Source organism: Dechloromonas denitrificans (assembly GCF_020510665.1).
GTDB classification, from domain to species: domain Bacteria; phylum Pseudomonadota; class Gammaproteobacteria; order Burkholderiales; family Rhodocyclaceae; genus Azonexus; species Azonexus denitrificans_B.
Window position 1 is genome coordinate 2,593,892 of record NZ_CP075187.1, and the last position, 25,530, is coordinate 2,619,421.

The 25,530-nt window shown below is 56.9% G+C and carries 29 protein-coding genes; 22 read left to right on the plus strand and 7 right to left on the minus strand.

Annotation, left to right across the window (positions count from 1 at the left end):
* Positions 1 to 160 precede the first annotated feature (160 nt).
* The 9 genes from KI614_RS12180 (at position 161) to KI614_RS12220 (ending at position 7,023) form a co-directional block, all read left to right on the plus strand.
* Positions 161 to 979 carry a flagellin gene (locus KI614_RS12180; RefSeq protein WP_226405988.1) on the plus strand — a complete coding sequence of 273 codons (819 nt, stop codon included), beginning with the start codon at positions 161 to 163 and terminating at the stop codon, positions 977 to 979.
* A gap of 78 nt (positions 980 to 1,057) precedes the next feature.
* Positions 1,058 to 1,447: a flagellar protein FlaG gene (locus KI614_RS12185; protein ID WP_226405989.1), complete on the plus strand. Its 390-nt coding sequence runs from the start codon at positions 1,058 to 1,060 to the stop codon at positions 1,445 to 1,447.
* 42 nt (positions 1,448 to 1,489) lie between these two features.
* A complete protein-coding gene (gene fliD, locus KI614_RS12190; RefSeq protein ID WP_226405990.1) occupies positions 1,490 to 2,899 on the plus strand; it encodes a flagellar filament capping protein FliD in 1,410 nt (469 codons plus the stop codon).
* A 151-nt stretch (positions 2,900 to 3,050) separates the two neighbouring features.
* Positions 3,051 to 3,869, plus strand: coding sequence for a flagellin (locus tag KI614_RS12195; protein ID WP_226405991.1), 819 nt, complete (start codon positions 3,051 to 3,053; stop codon positions 3,867 to 3,869).
* A gap of 153 nt (positions 3,870 to 4,022) precedes the next feature.
* A complete protein-coding gene (gene fliS, locus KI614_RS12200) occupies positions 4,023 to 4,433 on the plus strand; it encodes a flagellar export chaperone FliS (RefSeq protein ID WP_203467310.1) in 411 nt (136 codons plus the stop codon).
* A 6-nt stretch (positions 4,434 to 4,439) separates the two neighbouring features.
* Positions 4,440 to 4,721: a hypothetical protein gene (locus KI614_RS12205; protein ID WP_226405992.1), complete on the plus strand. Its 282-nt coding sequence runs from the start codon at positions 4,440 to 4,442 to the stop codon at positions 4,719 to 4,721.
* A 169-nt stretch (positions 4,722 to 4,890) separates the two neighbouring features.
* A complete protein-coding gene (locus tag KI614_RS12210; RefSeq protein ID WP_226405993.1) occupies positions 4,891 to 5,979 on the plus strand; it encodes a flagellar hook-length control protein FliK in 1,089 nt (362 codons plus the stop codon).
* Positions 5,960 to 6,238, plus strand: coding sequence for an EscU/YscU/HrcU family type III secretion system export apparatus switch protein (locus KI614_RS12215; RefSeq protein ID WP_203467313.1), 279 nt, complete (start codon positions 5,960 to 5,962; stop codon positions 6,236 to 6,238). Before KI614_RS12210 ends, KI614_RS12215 begins: the two co-directional genes overlap by 20 nt.
* Positions 6,235 to 7,023, plus strand: a complete 789-nt coding sequence (locus KI614_RS12220) for a flagellar brake protein (protein WP_226405994.1) — start codon at positions 6,235 to 6,237, stop codon at positions 7,021 to 7,023. Before KI614_RS12215 ends, KI614_RS12220 begins: the two co-directional genes overlap by 4 nt.
* Positions 7,024 to 7,036: 13 nt before the next feature.
* Here KI614_RS12220 and fliE read toward each other — a convergent pair whose 3' ends face one another.
* The 3 genes from fliE to KI614_RS12235 are packed head-to-tail and all read right to left on the minus strand — an operon-like array spanning position 7,037 to position 9,983.
* Positions 7,037 to 7,357, minus strand: coding sequence for a flagellar hook-basal body complex protein FliE (gene fliE / locus KI614_RS12225; protein ID WP_203467315.1), 321 nt, complete (start codon positions 7,355 to 7,357; stop codon positions 7,037 to 7,039).
* Positions 7,358 to 7,411: 54 nt separating this feature from the next.
* Positions 7,412 to 8,794 carry a sigma-54-dependent transcriptional regulator gene (locus KI614_RS12230; protein ID WP_226405995.1) on the minus strand — a complete coding sequence of 461 codons (1,383 nt, stop codon included), beginning with the start codon at positions 8,792 to 8,794 and terminating at the stop codon, positions 7,412 to 7,414.
* Positions 8,787 to 9,983: a sensor histidine kinase gene (locus KI614_RS12235; protein ID WP_226405996.1), complete on the minus strand. Its 1,197-nt coding sequence runs from the start codon at positions 9,981 to 9,983 to the stop codon at positions 8,787 to 8,789. The genes KI614_RS12230 and KI614_RS12235 overlap by 8 nt, the downstream gene beginning before the upstream one ends.
* A gap of 107 nt (positions 9,984 to 10,090) precedes the next feature.
* Between KI614_RS12235 and fliF the strand changes: the two genes are divergently transcribed.
* The 13 genes from fliF (at position 10,091) to fliR (ending at position 20,921) form a co-directional block, all read left to right on the plus strand.
* Positions 10,091 to 11,827 (plus strand): flagellar basal-body MS-ring/collar protein FliF, encoded by a 1,737-nt coding sequence (gene fliF, locus KI614_RS12240; protein ID WP_226405997.1) that lies wholly within the window; start codon positions 10,091 to 10,093, stop codon positions 11,825 to 11,827.
* Positions 11,817 to 12,815, plus strand: coding sequence for a flagellar motor switch protein FliG (gene fliG, locus KI614_RS12245; RefSeq protein ID WP_226405998.1), 999 nt, complete (start codon positions 11,817 to 11,819; stop codon positions 12,813 to 12,815). The genes fliF and fliG overlap by 11 nt, the downstream gene beginning before the upstream one ends.
* Before the next feature lie 14 nt (positions 12,816 to 12,829).
* A complete protein-coding gene (locus KI614_RS12250) occupies positions 12,830 to 13,519 on the plus strand; it encodes a flagellar assembly protein FliH (RefSeq protein ID WP_226405999.1) in 690 nt (229 codons plus the stop codon).
* On the plus strand, positions 13,516 to 14,916 hold the full coding sequence (fliI, locus tag KI614_RS12255) for a flagellar protein export ATPase FliI (protein ID WP_226406000.1): 1,401 nt from the start codon (positions 13,516 to 13,518) through the stop codon (positions 14,914 to 14,916). The genes KI614_RS12250 and fliI overlap by 4 nt, the downstream gene beginning before the upstream one ends.
* Positions 14,917 to 14,922: 6 nt before the next feature.
* A complete protein-coding gene (gene fliJ / locus KI614_RS12260) occupies positions 14,923 to 15,378 on the plus strand; it encodes a flagellar export protein FliJ (RefSeq protein WP_226406001.1) in 456 nt (151 codons plus the stop codon).
* A gap of 60 nt (positions 15,379 to 15,438) precedes the next feature.
* Positions 15,439 to 16,584 (plus strand): flagellar hook-length control protein FliK, encoded by a 1,146-nt coding sequence (locus tag KI614_RS12265; RefSeq protein WP_226406002.1) that lies wholly within the window; start codon positions 15,439 to 15,441, stop codon positions 16,582 to 16,584.
* Positions 16,585 to 16,680: 96 nt separating this feature from the next.
* The gene (locus KI614_RS12270) at positions 16,681 to 17,181 is read left to right on the plus strand and encodes a flagellar basal body-associated FliL family protein (RefSeq protein ID WP_226406003.1); all 501 of its coding nucleotides are present in this window, start codon (positions 16,681 to 16,683) and stop codon (positions 17,179 to 17,181) included.
* Positions 17,182 to 17,187: 6 nt separating this feature from the next.
* Positions 17,188 to 18,195, plus strand: a complete 1,008-nt coding sequence (gene fliM, locus KI614_RS12275; RefSeq protein WP_226406004.1) for a flagellar motor switch protein FliM — start codon at positions 17,188 to 17,190, stop codon at positions 18,193 to 18,195.
* Position 18,196: 1 nt separating this feature from the next.
* Positions 18,197 to 18,625, plus strand: a complete 429-nt coding sequence (gene fliN / locus KI614_RS12280; RefSeq protein WP_413464151.1) for a flagellar motor switch protein FliN — start codon at positions 18,197 to 18,199, stop codon at positions 18,623 to 18,625.
* Between the two features lie 93 nt (positions 18,626 to 18,718).
* Positions 18,719 to 19,126: a flagellar biosynthetic protein FliO gene (gene fliO, locus KI614_RS12285; protein ID WP_226406005.1), complete on the plus strand. Its 408-nt coding sequence runs from the start codon at positions 18,719 to 18,721 to the stop codon at positions 19,124 to 19,126.
* Positions 19,119 to 19,865 carry a flagellar type III secretion system pore protein FliP gene (gene fliP, locus KI614_RS12290; RefSeq protein WP_226406006.1) on the plus strand — a complete coding sequence of 249 codons (747 nt, stop codon included), beginning with the start codon at positions 19,119 to 19,121 and terminating at the stop codon, positions 19,863 to 19,865. The genes fliO and fliP overlap by 8 nt, the downstream gene beginning before the upstream one ends.
* Entirely contained in the window at positions 19,862 to 20,131 is a 270-nt protein-coding gene (gene fliQ, locus KI614_RS12295) for a flagellar biosynthesis protein FliQ (protein WP_203467327.1), read from the plus strand. The genes fliP and fliQ overlap by 4 nt, the downstream gene beginning before the upstream one ends.
* Position 20,132: 1 nt before the next feature.
* The gene (gene fliR / locus KI614_RS12300; protein WP_203467328.1) at positions 20,133 to 20,921 is read left to right on the plus strand and encodes a flagellar biosynthetic protein FliR; all 789 of its coding nucleotides are present in this window, start codon (positions 20,133 to 20,135) and stop codon (positions 20,919 to 20,921) included.
* Here fliR and KI614_RS12305 read toward each other — a convergent pair.
* The 4 genes from KI614_RS12305 to flgJ all read right to left on the minus strand — a co-directional run bounded on the left by KI614_RS12305 (position 20,918) and on the right by flgJ (position 25,523).
* Positions 20,918 to 21,391, minus strand: coding sequence for a hypothetical protein (locus KI614_RS12305; RefSeq protein WP_203467329.1), 474 nt, complete (start codon positions 21,389 to 21,391; stop codon positions 20,918 to 20,920). The two genes, fliR and KI614_RS12305, sit on opposite strands and share 4 nt — an antisense overlap.
* Positions 21,388 to 22,344, minus strand: a complete 957-nt coding sequence (gene flgL / locus KI614_RS12310) for a flagellar hook-associated protein FlgL (RefSeq protein ID WP_226406007.1) — start codon at positions 22,342 to 22,344, stop codon at positions 21,388 to 21,390. The genes KI614_RS12305 and flgL overlap by 4 nt, the downstream gene beginning before the upstream one ends.
* Positions 22,345 to 22,358: 14 nt before the next feature.
* Positions 22,359 to 24,491, minus strand: coding sequence for a flagellar hook-associated protein FlgK (flgK, locus tag KI614_RS12315; protein ID WP_226406008.1), 2,133 nt, complete (start codon positions 24,489 to 24,491; stop codon positions 22,359 to 22,361).
* A 66-nt stretch (positions 24,492 to 24,557) separates the two neighbouring features.
* The gene (gene flgJ, locus KI614_RS12320; protein WP_226406009.1) at positions 24,558 to 25,523 is read right to left on the minus strand and encodes a flagellar assembly peptidoglycan hydrolase FlgJ; all 966 of its coding nucleotides are present in this window, start codon (positions 25,521 to 25,523) and stop codon (positions 24,558 to 24,560) included.
* Positions 25,524 to 25,530: the final 7 nt, after the last annotated feature.

A 25,530-nucleotide genomic window follows, 5' to 3' on the forward strand; every position in this document is an offset into this window, starting at 1 on the left:
GGCAGCCTCGGCTGCCGTATTTGCATTCAAGGCATTCATTTTCCGGTCGACTCAAAAAAAGGCTCAAGTTTCTTTCGATGCATCCGTAATTGACTCATGGGGTCGCGGAATAAAAGCCTGACCCACTGACCGACACTCAGTTGCATCAAGGAGAATCGAAATGCCTCAAGTCATTAACACCAACATTCCCTCCCTGACCGCTCAGCGCAATCTGAACGCCTCCCAGGGCACCCTGAGTACTGCACTGGCTCGTCTGTCCTCCGGCCTGCGTGTGAACTCAGCAAAAGACGACGCCGCCGGCATCGCGATTGCAACGCGCCTGGAAGCCCAGTCTCGCGGCATGAGTGTCGCCATTCGCAACTCCAACGACGCCCTCTCTTTCCTGCAAACAGCAGAAGGTGGCGTTTCAAAGATCACCGAATCGCTCAATCGCATGCGCGAACTGGCTGTCCAGTCTGCCAACGGCACCTACACCGCCAGCGACCGCGAAAATCTGAATGCTGAATTTGGCCAGCTGGCCAGCGAAATTCAACGCGTTGCCTCGCAAACCGAATTCAACGGTATTGCCATGTTCACCGGCACGCTCGGCCAACAAACCTTCCAGGTCGGCGCCAATACCGGCCAGACCATCGACATCAACATCAGTGCCCTGACCAATGCGTCGTTCACGATGGTCGGTTCGAATATTTGCTCGGCCGGCTCCGCCACCTCGATGATCGATGCCATCGACACGGCAATGAATACGATCAACACCCAGCGCGCCAACATTGGCGGCGCCCAGAGTCGCTTCGAATCTGTCGTCTCCCAACTCCAAGTCGCCCGTGAAAACCAGGAAGGCGCCCGCAGCCGCATCATGGATGCCGACTTTGCCGAAGAAACCGCCCGCCTGACCCGCGCCCAGATTCTGCAACAAGCAGGGACCGCAATGCTGGCCCAGGCCAACTCCTTGCCGAACAACGTGCTCAGCCTGCTCCGCTAACCGGCAGTTTTTACCGGTCAGCCATCCGGAGCGGCAATTTAACCTGCCGCTCCACCGGCCCAAGAAAGGAATCCCATCATGGCCATTCAAAGCATCAGCGGCGGAAATCCGGCTGCATACGCATCTCCGCCGCCAGGCGACCAAGTCCAACGCCAGGCTGCCGCCGCAGCCCAGCGCGCCGAAGCCGAAAAGACAGCCGAACTCGCACCAACGCCGGAAACCAAGAAATCCGTCCGCGAAATTCAGAAAGAAGACGTCAAGAAAGCCGTTGATGATGTCCAGAATTTCGTCAACACCAAAAACCAGGACATTCTTTTCTCGATTGATGAAGATCTTGGAAAAACGGTCGTCAAGGTCGTCGACCGCAGCACCAAGGAACTGATCCGGCAATTCCCTTCGGAAGACATGCTGCAGATCGCCAAGGCTCTGGACAAACTGCAGGGACTGCTGGTCAAACAACAGGCATAATTCCTGCTATTAAGAAGGCACTTCTTGTTGTAAGGAACTGACATGGCTAGCATTTCATCACTCGGCGTAGGTAGCGGCTTGGATGCGGAAAGCATCGTAACCAAGCTGATGGCCGTCGAGAAACTGCCACTGACTCGCCTGACAACACGAACCGCTGGCTATAACGCAAAGATCTCGGCCTACGGCGCGATCAGCAGCGCCCTGGCAACGCTGAAAACAGCGGCCAATGCGTTCTATTCGACCAAGACCAACCTTCTGACCTCGACGGTCTCGGATGCCACGGTCGCATCGGCAACCAGCGGAACCAGCGCCTCATCCGGGACATACGCCCTGGAAATCTCCCAGCTTGCCAAAGCACACTCGCTATCGAGCCGGGTAGCCGGTGCCAGCGAAACGATGGGGACAGGCTCGCTCGCAATCTCCAACGGCAGCAACAGCTTCTCGGTCACGATCGACAGCACGAACAATACGCTGGCCGGCATCCGGGATGCCATCAATGCCAGCAGCACCAACACATCGGTACGCGCCAACATCCTGACCGATACAAGCGGCGCACGCCTGGTCCTGACCAGCAAGGAAACCGGGGCAAGCAATACGATCTCGATTGCGGTCACCGACAACGACGGCAACAATACCGATGCATACAACGCCCTGAGCAACACGACCCCGGGCCTGTCCCAGCTTTCCTTTACCTCGGGCGGCAATAACCTGACACAAGTCCAAGCAGCCCAGAATGCCCAGGTCAAGCTGGACAACGTCGATTTGTCTTTCAGCTCCAATACGGTTGTTGACGCAATTCCCGGCGTAACCCTCAAGCTGACCAAGGAAAATGCCGGTACGCCAGCGACAGTGACCATTGCACGCGACTCAACCGGCATCAAGAAAGTCGCCGACGATTTCGTGAAGGTCTACAACGACCTGCACAGCACCATCGCCAAGAACACCGCAGCGAACCCCAGTACGACACTATCAACGTCGACGGATGCCGCATCAACCGCCAGCGCGCTAACCGGAGACTCGACCGCACGTTCGATCGACCGCCAGATGCGCGAAGCACTGCGTACCGTACCAAGCGGCGTGACAGGCGCCCTCACACAGCTTGCCGATGCAGGCATCAGCATTGACTCAAGCGGTGTCATGTCGGTCGACGCCACAAAATTCCAGAAAGCTGTCGACACTAATTTCAGCGGCCTGCAAAGCATGATGGACGGCTACGGCAAAGCGGTTAATACGCTGGTTACGACACTGACAGACACCAACGGGGTGATCAGCGCCCGAACAACGGGCCTGAAAGACTCGATCAAGTTGCTCGACAACCAGAAAGAAATGCTCAACAACCGGCTAACCTCAATCGAGAAACGGTACAGAGCCCGCTTTTCTTCACTCGACACGATGATTTCAGGCATGCAAACCACCAGCACATTCCTGACGCAACAGATTGCAAAAATGTAGTTGACCGCAAAAACCTCGTAGAAACAAAAACGGCGTCTTGTGCGCCGTTTTTGTTTCTACGGCAAAAAAAGCTGGCACGCTTAATGCTTTAGTTAGTTCAACGATCGATCAGTAAAAGGATCGTCCAGCTAACTTTTGCAGGAGGAGTGCCATGCCTCAAATCATTAACACCAATATCCCCTCGCTGACCGCTCAGCGCAACCTCAACACATCGCAAGGTTCACTGGCTGTCGCCCTGAATCGCCTGTCTTCGGGTCTGCGAGTCAATTCCGCCAAGGATGACGCAGCCGGGCTGGCTATCGCAACCCGACTCGAAGCCCAGTCCCGCGGCATGGGCATGGCCATCCGGAACGCCAACGATGCAGTTTCGTTTGTCCAGACGGCAGAAGGCGGCGTGGCAAAGATCAATGAAGCGCTGCAGCGCATGCGCGAACTCGCCGTACAGGCCGCCAACGGCACCTATACCGCCAGCGACCGTGAGAATCTCAATGCCGAGTTTCAGCAGCTCAGTTCGGAAGTAGCGCGCGTTGCATCGCAAACAGAATTCAACGGCTTACAGATGTTCAACGGGTCTGGAACGCAAACATTCCAGGTGGGCGCCAATGTCGGACAAACAATCGACATTCAAATCGGCAATTTTACTGCCGCGTCGATTGCCCAGACCGGCTCCAACATTTGCAACGTCGCCAATGCCAACGATGTGCTGACTGCCATCGATGCAGCCATGAACACCGTCAATACGCAACGTGCAAACCTGGGTGGCGCGCAAAGTCGTCTCGACGCCGTAGTTTCCCAGTTGCAGGTATCCAGGGAAAATCAGGAAGCATCGCGCAGCCGGATCATGGATGCCGACTATGCCGAGGAAACCGCTCGCTTGACCCGTGCGCAAATTCTCCAGCAAGCAGGCACGGCCATGCTGGCACAAGCCAACTCGGTCCCCAACAACGTTCTGTCCCTGCTCCGCCAGTAAGCCTTGATTGAGTAGTAACATGCTCTCAAGTTGGCGGACTTGAATCCGTTATAACTGGGGAGACCTTGAGCAGCCCGCGGAATCGGCCTTTACACAGGGGTTCCGTGACTGCTCCAGGAGAGCTTCAATCAACAAGACTGTGAGTGACATTTCGTGTTTGGCTTTGGACAACGTAGCGCTGGTGCCTATTCTCAGGTTGGACTGGAAACATCCGTCCAGACAGCGGATCCGTACAAACTGATCCTGTTGCTGTTTGAAGGTGCCAGAGATGCAATCCTGCTTGCACGCTCCGCGATGGAGAACAAGCAAATCGAGGCACGAGGCAGTGCGATTTCGAAAGCCATCGACATCATCACCAATGGTCTGAAAGCCAGCCTGGATCTTGAGCAAGGCGGCGATCTGGCCGACCAGCTGGCCAGCCTGTATGAATACATGACCGTTCGGCTGCTGCACGCCAACATGAAAAACGACAAGTCAATTCTCGACGAAGTTCTTGAATTACTTGAAGAAATTCATTCTGCCTGGCGGCAAATCCCGGCCGAAGAACGTCATTTGCCAGGCTAAGCAACCGTGGCAGAAAAATCGCTTCTCGCTTTTTTCGAAAAGCTGCAGGAAATATCGCAGACGATGCTTTCAACCCGGGAAGATGGCGACTGGGACAAGCTCGAACTGCTGATTGCGGCACGTAGCGAGATGATCAGGAATCACCAGGACGGCAATTACCCGGCACCATCATCCGTGGACCGGCAAAAAATCCGGGTTATCTGCGAAAGCATCCAGCACTCGGATAAAGGAATTCTGGAAGACGCCACCGAATGGCGGGACCAGATTCGTCAATTCATATTAAAGTAGTTACCCGCCTTTCACCCACGGCCGACCAGGTCACTACACGATGATCCCCGCCGATCTAGCCAGTCGCCTGCGGCAGGTTACCCAAGACCTTCCTGCGCCGGTACAACCCGCACCTGCCGCCCAAAAAGTAGCCGATGTCCTCAGCGAATTCTCTGTTGGACAGCGGATCATGGCTGAAATCCAAAGCCTGCTGCCAAACGGGACTTACCGAGCCGTCATCGCCCAGCGCGATCTGACACTGGCCCTGCCATTTTCGGCCAAAGCGGGCGACACGATTGAACTCGAAGTCGTAGAAAACGACGGCAAACTCACCCTGGCGGTGGTGGGCAATAAAACAGCGAGCGAGGCAGGCGGCAAGGGCAATAATTCGGTTTCAACCAGTCTGAGCAAGACTGGCAATTTGATTGGCGAACTGCTCGGCAAAGTGGAACAGCAAGGCGGGCAGGCCAAACCTGCCGCCCTGAATGCCAATCAACCACTGGTCACCCACTTCTCAGGACAAGCCGGCGAGCTTCTTCCCGCACTCAAGGAGTCGCTGAGCAAAAGCGGCATGTTCTACGAGGCGCACCAGGCGCAATGGCTCGAAGGCAAGCTGAGCACAGCCAACCTGCTACAAGAACCCCAAGGGAAACTTTCAACCCTGATTCCGGCACCGACCAATGCCGCCCCCTCTTCCGTCCATGCTGACTCGGCAGATATTGCCGCTCACGTCCATCTATCGGAAGGGGCCTTGCAAAAAACGCAGGCTGAATCACCGCCCGCCAATCCATCTCAAGCAGAAGCCGCAGCAAAAACGGCAGTCACCAGCAACACCGAGCCAAAGACCGCCAGCACGCTACAACCCACCGAGCAACCGACCAGCCAGCGCACAACGGCCATTCATCCAGAGCTCACCCCTATCGTCCAGCAGCAACTGAATGCCCTCGCCACCCAAACCTATGTCTGGCAGGGACAAGTCTGGCCGGGGCAACCCATGCACTGGGAAATTACCGAAGACGACGGTCGACCGCGCTCAGAGATCGACGAAACCCCGGCCCGCTGGCAAACCCGGCTCAAACTTGAGCTGCCGAACCTGGGCGGCATAGAAGCACGCTTGCGCCTGGGGAACACGGGAAGCCTTGAACTGACGCTGACCACGGATAACGACTCAAGCGAAGCCACACTTCGTGCTGCCGCCAAGCAACTCGGCAGCGCCCTGGAAGCATCCGGGCTACAACTCAACAAATTTACAGTCACCCATGGCGAAATCACACCTTGAGCATGTGCGCGAGGCGATTGCCCTCGCCTACGGTCAAGCCGATGCCGCTCCTCGCGTTGTCGCCAAGGGACGCGGCCTGGTTGCCGAACAGATTATTGCCAAGGCTCGGGAATCCGGGGTATATGTACATGAATCCCCGGAGATGGTTGCCTTATTGACTCAGGTTGATATTGACCAATCTATTCCCGCCGAACTTTACCTTGCCGTTGCCGAACTTCTTGCCTGGCTGTATCGCCTTGAAAACAAAGATAACCCATGACTATTGATCAGGATTCCAGCGCCCCCGTTTTTGAAATTGACCGGCCCGAAACCTACGGCCAGTTTCTCCTCAACCGGCCGGTGGAAATAACCTCCTACCTGCGATCGCTCGAGAAACAACATGCCATCATCACCATCTACGTTGATGGCGGCCGAAAATTTTTTATCAGCACGATTCTCGCGGTCGACGAAGCAACGGGCCACACTTTCCTTGACCTGGCCAACTCCGATGAAATTCGACGCCTGACAGAGCGCTCGCCGGAACTGACGCTGACCGCGATTCTGGACAAGGTCACGATCCAGTTGCGCGTGACCAATCAATACGCCGGCAACATCAACGGACGTGACGCGCTGGGGATTCCACTCCCTGCAACCATGCTGCGCCTGCAGCGGCGCGAATATTTCCGGCTTGAAACACCTCACGCCCTGCCGCTGCATTGCAAACTGGCCAGGCTGCGCGAAGACAACACAACCGAAGTCTTCAATCTTTCCCTGCTCGACATCAGTGGTGGTGGCATCAGCCTGATGGGCAAGATCGAACAGAGCGATTCATTCTCACCGGGCAGCATTTTCCCGGATTGTCGTCTTGAAATTCCAGGTGACGGATTTATTGCCGTGAATTTGTGCGTTCGCAAGGTCAGCCAGCAAGAAACACGCGGCGGACTGCCTTACTTGCGAATTGGCTGCGAATTTACCAGTTTGCCGGGTACCCGCCTGGCGCAGATTCAGCGCTACATCACGCGCATGGAGCGCGAAAGAAAAGCCCGGGAATCCGGGCTATCCTGAAAAACATGCAGGCTCAGACCTGCATGTTCATTACGTCCTGGTAGGCACTGACCAGCTTGTTCCGTACCTGCACCATTTCCTGAAAAGAAACACTGGCCGTCTGCAACGCAATCATGACTTCGTGAAGATTCTGGTTGGTGTCGCCGGCGGCAAGTTTTTCCGCCATCTGATCAGCCTGGGTTTGTGTCTGGCTAACCTTGTCGATGGAATTTTGCAGCACGGAAGCAAAACTGGACGTACCGGTGGCTGCCGTCGTTTCCGCCGGTTTGCCCGTAGCCTGTGATGCGGTTGTCCGCAACACATTCAACATTTGTTCGATACCTTGCGTGTCCATAAGACGCTCCTTTAATCCCGGTTAATCCAAAGCAAACATCAGGCCAGGAGGCCGTCAATCCTTGAAAAAACCTTCATCCCGGTACTGCTGCAACTTGTAGCGCAAGGTCCTTTCGGAAATCCCCAGGCGCTCGATGGTCAATTTACGTGAGCCGCCCACTTCAGTCAGCGTCCGAAGAATATGCTCTCGCTCCAAGTCACGCATATTATCGACTCTTTTTTCCGCATCCTGAATAGCTGAATCAGGTGGCACAGAAGAAAAATCCGGCGTGGCGAGCACAGGCGCCACCGGCAGCTCGGCAGAGGGGCGAGGCGCAAGCCGCAAGTGCTCCGGCAAAATTTCCTTGCCCGGCGCCATGATCAAGGCACGTTGAATAACGTTTTCCAACTCCCGGACGTTGCCGGGCCAGGCATGCGCCTGCAAGGAAAGCTCGGCCGCAGCGGAAAGAGAGACGCCAACCCGGCCAAGACGACCGCCATGCTCTACGACAAAACTGCGGGCAATCGGTACGATATCTTCGCGACGCTCGCGCAAGGCAGGGATCTGGACCGGAAAAACACTTAGCCGGTAATACAGATCCTCACGAAAAACGCCTTTCGCAACAGCTTCAGCCATGTCCCGGTTCGACGTCGCGACAATCCGGATATTCAAGGCAACCGGCTTTTTCCCGCCAACCCGCTCGACTTCTCGCTCCTGCAGCACGCGCAACAGCTTGGCCTGCAAGCCCATCGGCATCTCAGTCACTTCATCGAGCAGCAGGGTGCCATCCTGCGCCTGTTCGAACTTGCCGGCCTGTGCCTGCTGCGCCCCTGTGAAAGCGCCTTTTTCATAACCGAACAGCGTAGCCTCCAGGAGACTGTCGGGAATCGCGGCACAGTTGATCGCCACGAAAGGCCCGGCGTGTCGTGCAGACTGTCGATGAATGAAACGTGCCACAACCTCCTTGCCAACCCCCGATTCCCCGGTCAACAGCACCGTGGCATCGGTTTGAGCAACCCGCTGAGCCATGGTAAAAAGCTCCCGGCTAGCCGGGTCGACCGCGACAACCCCGGCGGACTGCCCGGTATCCGGCAACTCGTATTTTTTGATATGAGCCAGCAAAGCCTGGGGTTCGAAAGGCTTGAGCAGGAAGTCACAGGCACCGGAGCGCATCGCATCGACCGCCTTTTCAACCTCGGCGTAGGCTGTCATCAAGACAACCGGCAAATGCGGCAAGCGCGCCCGAATTTCCTTGAGCAGCGCAATGCCGTCCATCGGCATCATCCGCACATCGCTGACGACAATCGACACAGCCTTCTCGGCCAACACCTTGAGCGCTTCCGCTCCGCCCTCTACGGCAATATAGGAACGCCCGGCCAGTTCCAGCGTATCGCCAATGGCCTCACGCAAACTGGGGTCATCTTCAACGACCAAAATCGGAAATTGATGCTCACTCATCAGGATTTTTTTCCATATCCGCCGAAATCAGCGGCAAACTCATTACGAACTCCGCCCCGCACCCCGGTTCGGAAAACAATTCAATCGCGCCACCGTGTGCCCGCGCCACACCCAGCGCAATGGCCAGCCCCAAGCCCGTTCCCTGCCCTTTGGTCGTAAAAAACGGTTCAAAAATACGTGCCTGCGTTTCCTTGGAGACACCAGGCCCGGAATCACGCACGGAAAGAGTCAGCACGTCGCCGCGCCGAATCCCGGAAAGGCAAATCTTGCCGCCCACCGGGGTCGCCTGCATGGCATTTTCGAGCAAATTCACCAATGCGCCGAACAAGGCTTTTCTTCCGCCAACGATTATCGCCTGTTCGCACTCGTCGACCGTGACAAACTCAAGCTGGTGCTCGCGCATCAAGGGCTCGACCGTTTGCGCGGCCTCCAGCAACAAATCTCCGGCCGGGATCACATCACGACCGATACTTTCGCCACGGGCAAAAAGGAGCACATCCTGAATCAAGCGTTCGAGACGCCGCAATTGCCCCGTCGCCTTATCCGAGAAACGCGACCGCGCCTCATCACTGACGCCGGACTGCCCCAGATTCGAGGTATAGAGCAAGGCAGCAGCGAGCGGCGTGCGCAACTGGTGGGCCAAAGAGGCAGCCATCTCGCCCATCGCCGCCAAGCGCTGATTCCGCTCCAGTTCGGTCTTCATCCGGTGCGCCGCCGTTACATCATGAATCAGCAGGATTTTGCCCCCGGCGGAAGGTAGCGCACTTTCAGCGACAGAAAGCCGGGAATCCCCGGACAGCCACTCGCCAACCGTCATTGTCGGCTCCAGATGCTGGCGCGCCACGTCTCCCCAGTGCTGCCCCATCACCGACGCACCAAAAAGCCCCATCGCCACCGGGTTGACCGCAGCAACCGTTGCGCTGGCATCAAGCAGGACCACGCCGGCAGGCAAAGCATCAAGCAGCGATGACAAGCGCTCCGACAAAGCCTCTTTTTCCTGATACTGACGCCGCAATTCGCCATTGGCCACGGCCAGTTCTTCCGTCAGAGAGGCAACTCGCGTCTGCAAGGCCTCGTAAGCCTGCGTCAGCTCGGCAGAAACCTGATTAAAAACAGCAAAGGCACGTTGCAGTTCCTCTGCCTTGGCGTCTGCAACAAGGCTGGCTGGAGCACTCTGCGGAATGGTCATTGAAAAAAGGGGGTCGTTTAGGCGTTGATAATAGTAGAATATTTCTAGGAAAATTTGGCTTCTCTATTGATTCTTCTTCTGTTTCACCGCAATTTACCCAGGCATTGATGGCAGCAACCACAGAAACGACGGCAGGCAACGCCCCCCCAGGCAATCCCCTGGAGCGCATGCGCGAGGCCTTCAATCGCCTTGGCATCCAGCAAAAAATTGGTTTCATGGTGGCCCTGGCCGCCATTGTCGCCATTGTTGTCGGTTCCGTTCTCTGGAGCCAACAACCTGATTGGAAAGTGCTTTTTTCGAATTTATCGGAGAAGGACGGGGGTGCCATCGTCACCCTGCTTGAACAGCAAAACATTCCACACCGCATGTCCGACAATGGCTCGATTCAGGTTGCAGCCAACCGGGTGCATGAAATCCGCCTGAAGATGGCCTCACAAGGTTTGCCGCGGGGCGGCATGGTCGGCTTCGAGCTGATGGAAAACCAGAAATTCGGCATCAGCCAGTTTGCCGAGCAGGTCAATTACCAGCGCGGTCTGGAAGGCGAACTGGCACGCACCATCATGTCAATCGGTTCAGTCCAGTCGGCACGGGTACACCTGGCGATTCCCAAGCCGTCGGTTTTTGTCCGCGACGAACAAAAGCCGACCGCCTCGGTCATGCTCAATCTTTACCCGGGCCGCACACTCGATGGCGGCCAGGTGGCCGGCATCACCCATCTCGTTTCCTCCAGCGTGCCGCAACTGCCAATGGCCAACGTAACGGTCATCGATCAAAACGGCGCCCTGCTCTCCCAACTCAAGAGCAAGCTGACCGAAGCCGGGCTCGACCCGGCACAAAACAAATACATCCGCGAAGTTGAAGACAGCATCATCAAGCGCATCGAGGAAATCCTCAAGCCGGTACTCGGCCCGGAAAACTACAAGGTCCAGGTTGCCGCCGATATCGACTTTTCACAGACAGAGCAAACGGCTGAAAGCTACCGTCCGAACAACACGCCGGAAACCAGCAGCATCCGCAGCCAGCAGAAAAACGAAACTGCCAGCGTCAACCAGGCTGCCGGCGGCGTTCCCGGCGCACTGACCAATCAGCCGCCGGTGCCTGCCACCGCGCCACTGACCCAACCGGCAACCGGCACGACCCCGACGCAACCGGGCAAGCCGGTGCCGCCGCAAGGGCAAGTTGATGCAGCGGGGGTTACTGCGCCGCTCAACGCCGCCGGTCAACCGATCAATACCAGCAAAAACTCGACGATCAACTACGAAGTCGATAAAACAGTTCGTTACACCAAGCAAGCCATGGGAGCGATCCGACGTTTGTCGACGGCGGTCGTCGTCAACCACCGCAAGGATGTCGGCAAGGATGGCAAGCCAACAACCAAGGCGATCCCTGAAGCCGAAATGAAACAAATCAACGAACTGGTTCGTGAGGCCATGGGTTTCAGCAAGGAACGCGGCGACACACTATCGATCGCCAACGCGCCCTTCACCGCATCCGAACCGGCCGACCATAGCTTGCCGATCTGGAAGGACCCGGAGAATATTTCCTACGCCAAGGATATTTTCAAATACCTGATCATCGGTGGCATTCTGGCGCTGCTTTACCTCAAGATCATCCAGCCATCGCTCAAGACCATGTTCCCGCCGCCCAAGGAAGAGGACGGAGGGACAGCCGAAACGGTTACCGATGCGCTGGGCAACATCATCGTGACCGGCGAAGATGGCGAAGACGTGGTCGCCATCGACCACTACGCCGTCAAGGTTCAGAAGACACGCGATATCGCCCAGGCAGATCCAAAGGCGGTAGCCAACATCATCAAGGAATGGATGGGCGCAAATGCCGGCTGATGACGGACTTGAAAAAAGTGCCACGCTGCTGATTGCACTGGGCGAAGATCATGCGGCCGAAGTGCTCAAGCACCTCGGCCCGCGCGAAGTACAAAAACTCGGGCATGCCATGGCCTCGCTCAAGTCTGTCCCGCGCGCCAAGGTCGAAGCCGTCCTCGACGAGTTTCTGACAACCGCCGAAAGCAGCGCGGCCGTGCACGTCGACACCGACAGCTACATCCGTTCGGTACTGACCAAGGCGCTCGGCGACGACAAAGCCTCCAACCTCATTTCTCGCATTCTGCAAAGTGGCGAAACTTCGGGTATCGAAGGCCTCAAGTGGATGGATGCTCCGACGGTTGCCGACCTGATCAAGAACGAGCACCCGCAGATTATTGCGACCATTCTGGTGCACCTTGAACACGATCACTCTTCGGAAATTCTCAACCACTTCACCGAGCGCCTGCGCAACGACGTCGTGCTGCGTATTGCCACGCTGGAAGGCATCCAGCCAGCCGCGCTGCGCGAATTGAACGAGGCCATGATGCGGATCCTGTCCGGCTCGGCCAGCGTCAAGCGCACGGCAATGGGTGGCGTGCGGACCGTCGCCGAAATTCTCAACTTCATCGGCACGGCCAACGAAACCTCCGTGGTCGACGCCATTCGCGAATACGATCCCGACCTGGCCCAGAAGATTCTGGACGAAATGTTCGTCTTCGAGAACCTGATGGACATCGATGATCGCTCGATCCAGCTCATCCTGCGCGAAGTCCAGTCCGACTCGCTGATCCTCGCCCTGAAAGGCGCCTCTCCCGACTTGCGCGAAAAGATTTTCAAGAACATGTCGCAACGCGCCGCCGAAATGCTGCGCGAAGATCTGGAGTCCAAAGGTCCGGTTCGCCTCTCCGAAGTCGAAGCCGAACAAAAGGAAATCCTCAAGGTTGTCCGCCGACTGGCCGACGAAGGACAAATCGTCCTTGGTGGAGCCGGTGGCGAGCAAATGGTCTGATCGCTTAAGTCACCATGTCCGGCATCATTCCAAAAGAACAACTGGCCAGCTATCAGCGCTGGCAAATCGGCTCATTCGACCAGAAACCAAGCGTCACGCAGGCCGCTCCGGCGGCTGCACCGGCGCCTGTCATCGAAACGCCGGCGGAGCTTTTTCAGCCCCCCAACCCTGACGATATCGCCCTCATTCACGAAGAAGCCAAGGCCGAGGGCTACGCAGCCGGCTTCGAAGAAGGGCGGCAAGCCGGCGAGCAGGCCGGCCAGGAAGCTGTGCGAGAAGAAAGCACACAGATTCAGACGCTGATCGGCAACATCGAATCGGCTCTCGGTTCACTGGATCAAACACTGGCAGACAGCATTCTTGCGCTGGCCCTTGAAGTGGCGGCACAACTGACGCACGGCGCGATAAAAGCCAATCCGGAAGTCCTGCTTCCGGTCATTCGCGAAGCGATCAATACACTACCCTTGCATCACGCCCAGATCACCCTGCGCCTCAACCCGGTCGACGCATCGAATATCCGCAAACACCTGGGCGAACAGCTGACCCAGGGAGGCAGCCAGATCATCGAAGATCCCGAAATTTCACCGGGTGGCTGCCAGATCAAGGCCGGCACCAGTGAAGTTGATGCCACGATCGAAACCCGCTGGCGCCGTGTTCTGGAAGCGATCGGCACGCAGCCCACGGAATGGCTGAAGCAACCATGAGTACACTGCCCGACCACACCGGGCGCTGGCAAAACTTCCTTGAAAACTGCCAGATTGCGGCAAGCAACGCCCAGCCACTTTGGCCGGTCGGCCGACTGACCCGGATCAACGGTCTGGTCATGGAAGCCACCGGACTGAAATTGCCGCTGGGAAGTTCCTGCCAGATATTTCCGCTCGGTGGGGCGCCGGTCGAAGCCGAAGTCGTCGGCTTTGCCGGCGAAAAGCTTTATCTGATGCCCTCCGACGATGTCTATGGCCTTGCCCCTGGCGCCAAAGTTGTCGCCTTCGATACGCCCTCGACGCCGCCGCAAGTAGGCGGCAAGCCGCCACTGCACCGGCGCTCCATCGACCGGGCCAAACAGGCGCCGGTTGGCGAAGAATTGCTCGGACGGGTACTCGACGGGGTCGGTCGGCCACTCGACAACAAAGGTCCGTTACTTGCCCGCGAATCCAGGTCGCTACAAAGCCGACCCGTCAACCCGATGTCCCGCGCGGCCATTCACCAGCCGCTCGATGTCGGAATTCGGGCAATCAATGCACTGTTGACCGTAGGACGCGGTCAGCGGATGGGGCTTTTTGCCGGTTCAGGCGTCGGCAAATCGGTACTCCTTGGCATGATGGCCCGCTACACCGAAGCTGAAGTGATTGTGGTCGGGCTGATTGGCGAGCGGGGCCGCGAGGTCAAGGAATTCATCGAGCAGATTCTTGGTGACGAAGGCATGCGCCGAGCCGTTGTCGTTGCCGCGCCGGCCGATACCGGCCCGCTGATGCGCCTGCAAGGTGCTGCCTATGCCACGACGGTAGCCGAATATTTTCGCGACCAGGGAAAGCAAGTCCTGTTGATCATGGATTCGCTGACTCGCTACGCCATGGCTCAACGCGAAATTGCCCTGGCGATTGGCGAACCCCCCGCGACGCGAGGTTATCCGCCTTCAGTTTTTGCCCGCCTGCCACAACTCGTTGAACGAGCCGGCAACGGCCCTGAGGGAGGTGGCTCAATCACCGCCTTCTACACGGTGCTGGCCGAAGGTGATGACCAGCAAGACCCCATCGCCGACTCGGCTCGCGCCATTCTCGATGGCCACATCGTCCTTTCACGAACGCTGGCGGATGCCGGGCATTACCCGGCCATCGATATCGAACAATCGATCAGCCGGGCCATGGTCAACCTGATCGAACCGGCACATCTCGACCAGATTCGGCGCTTCAAGGTTCTGTTTGCACGCTATCAGCGTTCGCGCGACCTGATTTCCGTCGGCGCCTATTCTCCGGGCTCCGACCCTGTACTGGATCAGGCAATCAACTATTATCCAAAGATGGAAAACTTCCTTCAGCAGCAGTTGACCGAGCAATCCGACTTTTCCCATAGTCTGGGCGCGCTCGCCACGCTGTTCTAACAAGCCATGGCCCAGCCTTTTTCTCTTCAACCCCTGCTCGAGTTGATGCAAACGCGCACCGATGAAGCGACGCGCAAACTCGGCCAGCTGATTGCAGCAGAACAAAGCGCCAAAAGCCGGCTCCAGATGCTTGAGCAATACCGCGACGAGTATGCACAACGCCTGCGCGATGCAACCGCCCAAGGCATTACCCGCCTGGCCTTGCGCAACTACCAGGACTTCCTGAGCCGGATCGACGATGCCATCAATCAGCAAAGCCTGGCCGTTCAACAGACAGAACGCAGCACGGCCGCCGGGCAAGAGCACTGGAAATCCGAAAACAAGCGTCTGAAAGCCATCGACACCCTTTCCCTGCGTCACGATACCCGTGAACGCTACAAGGAAGGCAAGCAGGACCAAAAACTCCAGGACGAGTTTTCATCCCGCAAATACGCAACACAAGACCCGAACAATCAAGACTAGAAAAATCCGGCACGCCAATTGCTTTTTAATGAGCAATTCAGTTCCTCGCCAGGATTCGTCATGGGCATCACCATCACCTCAAGCGCCAGCATTCCCCCCGTAGCCAGCAGCACGGCAGCCTCTCAGGCAAGCAGTGCAGCCCAGCCGGAGGATGCGGCGCCGACCACCGGTTTTGCCGCCTTGCTAGCCCAACTCAGCAGCGGACAAATCCTGCCCCAGACCCCGGTTCTCGAAGAGACCCCACTGACAGGCAAACCAGAAGAAAAAGCAACGGATGAGCAAGCAGCACTCGACCCGTTATTGCTCACCGACCCGTCGGGCATGGTCCCGAACGGCCTGCCGCTGCCTCCGGCACAAGTAACCGTCGCTGTTGTCACGACAGAGACCAAGGATGCCATTTCCTTGCTCGAAGGGCGTAGCCGCAAAGGCAATACGCCAACAAACACCGGCTTGCTGGATTCAAACCAAAACAACGACACCCACCCAGGTAGCGCTGTAGCAATCTCAAACGCACTGCTGCCCGTACAGGTAGAAAAAACCGTCATCACGCCGCCCGGCACAGAGATACGCCAATCGAGCATTTCGACAAAGCCGGACTGGCTTTCGGCAAGCACAGAAAAAGCAGAAACAATTTTCAAGCCGGCGGAAACGGCAAATATTGCCGTGGAAAGCCCCCCCCAGCCGACCAGCAACAGCTTTTCCAGCACCCTGAGTGCACTGACATCGACCCACGCCCAGCAAGAAAGCCACTTTGCCGAACGGAGTCACAGCATTTCAACGCCGCTCCAGAACGCTGCCTGGGGCGGTGCATTTGGCGAAAAAGTCGTCTGGCTTGCCAAAAACGAACAGCAAAGTGCGCAAATCAGCATCAATCCTCCACAACTGGGGCCGATGCAGATTTCTTTGTCACTGAACGGCGACCAGGCTTCGGCTGTTTTCACGTCAGCCCACGCAGAAGTCCGCCAGGCCATCGAAACAGCCATGCCACAACTGCGGGAAATGCTTTCCAGCGCAGGAATCACATTGGGTGACACCAGCGTTGGCGCACAATTGCCACAGCAGCAGCGCGAAACCCAACAGCAATTTGCTAACGGGAACCGCTCGACGGGCGAAAACGCTATACTTCCGGCCGATAGTGGCTCGGATACATTGGTCGGCGTCATGCCGATCCAGCGAGGGCGGGGTCTGGTAGACCTGTTTGCCTGAACGGCCATCAAGATCAATCGATAAGGGGACAAGATGTCAAAAGACGCCAAGCCAGCCGAAGAAGGGGCGGAAGCACCCAAAAAGAGCAAAAAACTCTTGATTATCATTATTGCCGTGGTGCTTGTTGTCGTTCTGGCAGGCGGTGGCGCTGCATTCATGCTGCTCAAGAAGGGCGATCACGCAGACGACGAGGAAGCGGCCGAAGAGACTGCCAAGCCGAAGAAAAAAGAGAAGAAGAAGGACGCCAAGGAAGCGCCTCCGGTTTTCGTCAATCTTGAGCCGTTCACCGTGAATCTTGTCCCGGAAAACGGTGACCAGTACTTGCAGGTCATCCTTTCCGTCGAACTGGACGATGCCCACTCGGAGCCTGCACTCAAAGCGCAGATGCCCAAGATTCGCAACAACATCACGCTCTTGCTCTCCAGCAAGAAAGCGTCCGAATTGCTGCCCAAGGAAGGCAAGGAAAAGCTGGCCGAAACACTGAAGGATGAGGTCAACACGGCGATCGAGCCGCCCACTCGGACCAAGAAGGGTGAGTTGATCATGCCGGAAGGTCCGGCCAAGGCTGTCCTTTTCACTTCTTTCATTATTCAGTAAGGAGCCATGGCTGGCGACTTTCTTTCCCAGGACGAGGTTGATGCCCTACTGAAGGGCGTCACCGGGGAAACCGACGAACCCGAAGAAGGCGCGGGAGATGGCGGCGGGATACGCTCGTACAATCTTGGCACCCAGGAACGTATCGTTCGTGGGCGCATGCCGACGCTCGAACTTATCAACGAGCGTTTTGCCCGCTACCTGCGCATTGGCTTGTTCAATTACATGCATCGGAACGCCGAAATTTCGGTCGGTCCGATCCGTGTTCAGAAATACAGTGAATTCATCCGGAACCTGGTTGTCCCGACCAACCTGAACCTGGTCGTTGCCAAGCCCTTGCGTGGTACTGCCTTGTTTGTTTTCGACCCGAACCTGGTGTTCCTTGTCGTCGACAACATGTTTGGCGGTGATGGCCGCTTCCATACGCGGGTCGAAGGGCGTGATTTCACACCGACCGAGCAGCGCATCATCCAGGGGCTGCTGAATGTGGTGTTTACCGAGTACGGCAAATCGTGGAAACCCGTACACGACATCACGTTCGAGTACGTCCGGTCGGAAATGAATTCGCAGTTTGCCAACATCGCAACACCGGCTGAAATTGTCGTTTCAACCACGTTTACGCTTGAATTCGGCGGGGCAACGGCCGACATGCACATCTGCTTCCCCTATTCGATGATGGAGCCGATTCGTGACTTGCTGTACAGCACGATGCAGAGCGACCAGTTATCCACCGACAAGCGCTGGATCGGCACCTTGCGCAAGCAACTGCAAGGGGCTGAAGTTGAAGTGGTTGCCCGCCTTGGCACAGCCAAGATTTCACTCGGCCAGATTTTGAAATTGAAGGTCGGTGATGTCATTCCGTTGAATATCGCCGAGCGCATTTCTGCCGTGGTCGACAATGTCCCGCTGATGGAATGTTCCTATGGCCAGCAAAATGGCCAATATGCACTTAAGGTCGAGCGTTTCATATCGGCGCTGCCTGATACACCCGCCGGGGAACCGGTAACGGGAGAATGAGATGTCCGAGGACATGGAAAATACAGAAAACAACACAACCGAAGAACAGATCAGCGAAGACGACTGGGCTGCTGCCATGGCGGAACAGGCGATCACCGATGCCCCGGCAGCCCAGCCGGCCGACATCTTTCCATCCTTTGGCGGCGGTGGTGGTGCAAGCGGGATGATGAACGAGCTCGACATGATTCTGGACATTCCCGTCCAGATTACCGTCGAACTCGGCCGGACCAAGATCACCATCAAGAACCTGCTGCAACTGGCTCATGGCTCGGTCGTCGAGCTGGATGCCATGGCGGGCGAACCGATGGATGTGCTGGTCAATGGCACACTGATCGCGCAAGGTGAAGTGGTTGTCGTGAATGACAAATTCGGTATCCGCCTGACGGACATCATCACGCCCTCCGAGCGGATGCGCAAACTCAATCGTTGAAATGGCCCCTTTGCTGCGGTCGACCGCAGCAGTTCGGCCAAACCCATTTCGGTTTAAGATAGCGCCCTGTTCACTTACCTGCGGGCCGTCCTTTTGCTGCGCTATCTGACCCTGCTTCTCGCTTCCTTTCCTGCTCTCGCAACCGACACACCTGCGCCAGGCGTTTCTGCCAGCAGCTATGTTCAGGCGGGTTTGGCGTTATGCCTGATCATTGGCTTGCTGCTCGGCACCACCTGGCTGGCACGCAAGGTGTCGGGCGGAAAGATTTTCGGCCAGGGCGGCATGAAAGTCATCGGCGGCGTTGCCCTGGGCCCCCGGGAGCGCCTGGTCCTGGTTGAGGTCGGCGATACCTGGCTGGTGATCGGGATCGTTCCCGGACAAATTCGCACCCTGCACTCGCTCCCTAAAGGAGCGCCGGCGGCAGATCATCTGGCAGAACATGCCGACGCCCCCTTCGCCACCTGGCTGAAGTCGATTACCGATCGCCGCATCAATGATTAAACGCCTTTCACTTGCCCTTTGCCTGCTGGCGCCTGTCGGACTGGCCCTGGCCCAGACAGCCGGCGGATTGCCGGCGATCACCAGCACGCCATCGGGCGGCGGCGGTACGACATATTCGCTGACCATCCAGACCCTGCTGCTGATGACAGCGCTGACCTTCATTCCGGCAGCAGTGCTGATGATGACCAGTTTCACGCGAATCATCATCGTTCTGTCGCTCTTGCGCCACGCGATGGGAACTCAGACCTCGCCGCCGAATCAGGTCCTGGTCGGGCTGGCACTCTTTCTCACTTTCTTCATCATGTCACCGACGCTGGAGCGGGTTTACACCGAAGCCTACGTCCCGCTCTCGGAGAGCAAGATCAACATCATGCAGGCGGGCGAACGGGCGGCTGTCCCGATGCGTACCTTCATGCTCAAGCAGACACGTGAAGCAGACTTGGCGATGTTTGCCAGTGTCGCAAAGATTTCCCGCATCGAAAAACCGGAAGACACGCCGCTGCGCATCCTGATTCCGGCCTTTGTAATCAGCGAACTGAAAACAGCCTTTCAGATCGGCTTCATCATCTTTATCCCGTTTCTCGTTATCGACATGGTGGTTGCAAGCCTGCTGATGTCGATGGGCATGATGATGATGTCGCCGGTCATGGTCGCCCTGCCGTTCAAGCTGATGCTATTCGTGCTGGTCGATGGCTGGCATCTGGTGATCGGTTCGCTGGTGCAGAGTTTCGGCTCATGACACCGGGCACCGTCATGGAAATTGGCCGGCAGGCGATCGAGGTCACCTTGCTGATGTCTGCACCGATGCTGCTCTCGGCCCTGATCATCGGCCTGATCGTCAGCGTTTTTCAGGCAGCCACGCAGCTCAATGAATCGACGCTGCAATTTGTCCCGAAGCTTGTCGTCATGTTCCTCGTGCTGCTGCTGGTCGGACCATGGATGCTGCAATATATGATGGACTACATCCAGCGCCTCTTCGAGAGCATCCCACAGTTGATCGGCTGAGATGATCAATCTGACGACTGCGCAACTGGACGCCTGGATTGTTGCGTTTGCCTACCCGCTGATCCGGATTCTCTCGTTCATTGCCGCCGTACCGCTCTGGAGCACTGCGGGCATCCCCCGGCGAACCAGGCTCATCCTCGCCATTGCGATCACCATTGCACTGGCCCCCATGCTCCCCGCCATGCCCAACGTCGCCCCCGGCTCGTTGGCCGGGCTCTGGATACTCTTCATGGAAATGCTGATCGGCATCGCGATGGGGTTTGCCGCACGGATTGTATTTTCTGCGGTCGACCTGGCCGGCGAGTTCATTTCCTCGCAAATGGGCCTGGGCTTTGCCACCTTTTACGACCCACTCAACTCGTCACAAACACCTGTGATTGCCGAATTTCTCGGGCTCATCGGCCTGCTGATTTTTCTTTCAATCAACGGCCACCTGGTGTTTGTTGCCACACTGGCCCAAAGCTTCCAGGTCATCCCCGTCAGCCCCAATCCGCTCGGCGCTGGAAGCTGGCTCAATCTGGCAGAACTTGCCGGCAAGATTTTTTCGGCCGGCCTGTTGATCGCCTTGCCCGTCATCGTTGCCCTGATGATCATCAACGTTGCGCTGGCTGTACTGACGCGAGCCGCACCTCAGCTCAACATCTTTTCACTGGGCTTCCCGCTGACTTTGCTTGGCGGATTCTTTGCGCTGGCCATCAGCATGAATTACCTTGCGGTTCCGATTCAGGCACTCTACGAATATGCCATGAGCGCCATGCTTGGATTTGCCGTACCGGGCAGCCTGCGTTAATTCCGCTCGTTGAGCATGAATGAGTCAGCCTGCTGGCGCTGAACCAGCCGGATCGTCCCTTCGGCCATACGTCGGGCACCGATGGTTTGCGAATCGATCCCTTCGCTGTACTCCATGATCTGGTAACTGGCATAGCCTTGCTCATACTGAAGCTGACTGGCCCGACGCTTGAGAATCTGGATCGACTCACCGGCGCCTCCGGTGTGGTAGCGCTTCATCTTGAGCGAAAAACGATAAGTATCGTCATTCAGCCGCGACTCTTCGATTTCCCAATTGGGTGCCAGCGGGTCGTACACAAGATGAATCGCTGCCGCGACAGCCAAGCCGGTGGCCAGATTCGACAAGGAAATCGAGGTTTTCGCGGTCAACTGGATTGCTTTGTCAGGAATCAGCGATTTACCGGCCGTTCCCGTCGAACTGCAAGCAGTCAGCGTGGCGCACAGCGCCAGCAAAAAAGCCAGGCGCTTCATGAGATGAGATTGAACAAGCTCAAGCCACTCGTTTTGACGAATGACTGTTGCGAGGCTTCAAGCTGCATTTTTTGCTGGCTCAACCGGGAAATCGCTTCCGCATAGTCCAGACCTTCCAGATTAGCCAGGCGCGTCTCATATTTGACTGACAAGTCGCCACCAGCCTCGGTCAGTGAATCGAGCTGGTTGATCCGCGCACCGACCGATGCACGCGCCTTCGAAATATGATCGAGCGAAGCATGCAGGTCACCCAGCGCCTGGTCGTAGCTTGGCGCCGGTACGACACCGCTGCTCGAATCCAGGGTGTCGATCATGTTTTTGACGGCATCGAACACACTGCGCCCCAGCAAGTCGCCACTGGCATTCGTGACACGCATGAACACATCTTGCCCGGACTCGCTCGTCGCCACATCCTGAGAAGCTTCAACCTGCAACAGGCGACGACCATCGTCACCGCTGTAGGAAACAATCGGCGTTCCACCCAGGCTGTAATTGCCGCCACTGCCGCTGACACTGAAAGGCTTCGAATTGGTCGTGTTGCCGGCAAACATGTAATCGCCGGAACCATCACGCGCATTGGCAATATCAACCAGACTTTCGAGACGCCGTTTCAACTCTTCGGCAATAGCCTGCTTCTGCGTCGGACTGTAGGAGCTATTGCCCCCCTGGATGCTGCGCGACAGGACATCCTGCAGGAGATCGCTGGCCAAGCCAAGCTGGGTATCGAGATCTCCCAGGTGGTCGGCGGCCATGCCCTGGTTTTTCAGGAAGGTGGCATTGACCTCCTTCGACTGGGTCGTCATCAAGGCCAGGGTCGAATCAACCGGATTATCGCGCGGTGTCAAAATCTTGCGCCCGGTAGACAGCTGGTTTTGCGTTTTGTAGATATCCGACTGACCATTAATGATATTGGTCGTCCCGGCGTAATACATCTGATTGGTACTGACTCTCATGATGTTTTGCCTCGTTAGTTGCGAGCGATCGACAACAATTCGTCGAAGAGCTTCTGGCCGACACTGATCGAGCGGGCAGATGCCTGATAAAGCTGCTGAAACTTCAGCAAATTGGCGGCCTCTTCATCGAGATTGACACCCGACTCGGCACTTCTTGCCGCATCGGCCTGGTCGACCAGCGCTTTTTGAGCGTCCTTGGTCACTTCGATTTCACGAGCCTTGTTACCGATATCAGACACCATCTGGGCATAGCCCCCCTGATAACTGGTTGCCGCACCATCTGACGTATTCTGGGTCTGCAGTTTGCCGAGCAACAGCATGTTGCCGCTATCCGAAACACCGATCTTGCCGCCGGTACTGCTGTCGTTCATATCCAGCGAAAACGTATCGCCGGGACGCGCCGTACCGCTGATCGAGAACTGAACCCGGCTATTGCCGTCCCAGATCTCGTAAGTCATGCCGGAAGCAGTCGGCGGCGGCGTTGCACTGGCGGGATATTCGAGCGTATAGGTCGTCGGAGCCCCTCCGCCGCTCGGATAGGCTGTCACCTGGAATGGGCCGGGATTGGTCACGCCATAAGGTCCGCCCGCATCCCCCAGCGTCAGGGAAGCGCCATCGGCACTGATACCGATCTTGACCGGATAGGCCGGGCCAGGAGCTGTCGCTGTCAGATCCTGAGTGACACGGTTAACGCTGACCTTCATGGTCCCCTGATTGGTCAAACTGACACTGGCGCGAACAGGCAATGCCGCGGCGATCAAGCGGACATCGTTGGCAATCCGCTCATCGACCTTGATGTTCTTGGCCATTTCGCGCGTCGGCTCGATCAGGAAAGAATCACCATCGGAATAAGCTGCCCCATTGTCAGCCAGCGTAATCCCTTGCGCACCACGCGGGTCGGTCCGGTCATTGATTTGAGTATTCAAGCCAGCCAGGGTCGTGTCAGACCAATTAACGCCATCCTGTAAACGTGTCAGGGTGAAATTGGCTCCGTTGTACTCAAGCCGGTAGTCGTTATTGGTGATATCCGTAAAATAGTTACCATCCGTACCGGATGTCATTTTCGGCGGCGTGAATGTTGCACTGACCTGCGGCCCGGCCGGATTGGAAGGGATAACCTTGGGATTCGGGATGGTGAAAAAATTCGCGATGAATCCACTATCGTTGGCACCGCCCACACCGACGCTGTTTCCGAGAAGATCCATCCCGGTTGCGTGCTGCGCATTGAATGTCAGCGCCAGCGAGGCTGCAACCTTGCCGAGCGAATTAACGGCGGTATCCAGCGTTTCGCTGCGGAATGCCAGCAAGCCACCCAACTGTCCACCTTCAATAATATTTTCGGGCAGTTCCTGCTTGCCATTGCCAAGATCGATGGCAATCGTTGTCCGGGTCGGGTCGGCACTTGAACGCACGGCAGACAACTCATTGGTATGCGTTCCCATGACCAGTACCTGGCCTTTGCCGATCATGACTTCAAGCCCCCCCTGCCCAAGGGAGATCGTCTCGACCTTGACCAGTTTATTGAGCTCGCTGATCAGGTTGTCGCGCTGATCCAGCAGGTCGTTGGCCGGCTGGTTAACCGCCGACTGAGCAATCGTGATTTGCTGGTTCAAGGCGGCAATCTGCTTGCCGTACGTGTTGATCAGCGCCACCGAATCGGTGATTTGCTGATTGACCTGACCGAACAGGTCCGAGATCCGCTGATTTGCCCCCTGAAAACGGGAAACCAGCGCCTGCGCCGCTGAAACCATCGACTGGCGGGCTGGCAAGGATGAGGGTGCGGCAGAAACCTGCTGCAATCCCTTGAAAAAATCCTGCAGTGCTGGAGAAACACCGGCATTTGCATCAGCCAGCAAATCATCAACTACCTGAACCTGGTTGAAATAGGCTTCCAGTGAGCTGTATTCGGTGCTCGATTGACGAACCTGATCAGTCAGGAAGGAGTTGTACTGACGGCTGACCGTAGAAACCTGTGTGCCATTGCCGATAAATCCCGAGGAAAATCCGACTGGCAGCGAGGTAGCCTGAATAATCGACTGACGGTTGTAGCCAGGCGTGTTGGAATTGGTGATGTTGTGCTGCGTGACCAGCATGCCCATCTGGGCTGCTTGAACTCCTGACACGCCAATACCGAAAATTCCTGCCATGACCTGCTCCTTTACCGCTTTATTATCGACCGATCACCCAGAAAGTTGAGCGATCTGGCAGGGCTGTCAGCCGATGAGCGCTTGCCGGAGCGTTGGCCCGTTGATGATGCGCGAGAGCTTGTCGGCATACATCGGATCGGTGGCATAACCTGCCTGTTGCATACGACGAGCAAACTCCGTGCCATCCTGTGAGCCAATGACGGCTCCGTAGCGCGGGTTGTTACGCAGCAAACTGGCGTAATCACGAAACGACTCTTCGTAGGAACCATAGGCCCGGAATCTCTCGACCGACTGCTGGGCCTGACCATCTACGTACTCGGTCGTTTTGGCGTCCACCGTCGCGCCATTCCAGCTTTTTCCAGCCTTGATGCCGAACAGGTTGAAACTCGTCGAGCCGTCTGCACGACGCACTTCGCTCTTGCCCCAGCCGGTTTCAAGCGCGGCATGTGCCACCAGGAATTGCGGCGGAATGCCGGTCGACCGCGACGCTTCAACAGCATGCGGCCAGACGCGATTGACGAACTCGCTCGACGTGGCAGGAACATCGGTCGATTGAACCGACGGCGTTGCAACCTTCCCCGCCTGGTATGTCGACGAGGTCGGTAAATTACTCAAAACCGGCTTGAACTGAAGATGCCGGCCATCGGATGCCGTCAGCGGCAAATTGTCAGCGGCAGCATTTGCCGGCGCACTCAAATCAACCGGCGTCTCGCTCGAGCCCAAATTGCGCCCAAGTTGCTGTTCGATCAGCTTTGCGAAGCCAACACCCTTTCCCGATCCGGCCATGTTTTGCGCCATCTGTTGATCCAGCAGACCGGTATAGAAGCGAGACTGATCGCTGTTGAGCAAACCGTCCTGCGGCGTTGCGTCGCGCATGCTCTTCATCACCATCTGAAGAAAAAGCGTCTCGAACTGCTGTGCCGCAGCCTTTAAGCCTTCCTTCGGATCTTTCTGGAACTGGCTGCGCAAATCCTGAGCCGAGCGCACATCAAAGGCGGCACGATTTGGAGAGTCCTGTATTTTTCCAGCCATATCGATC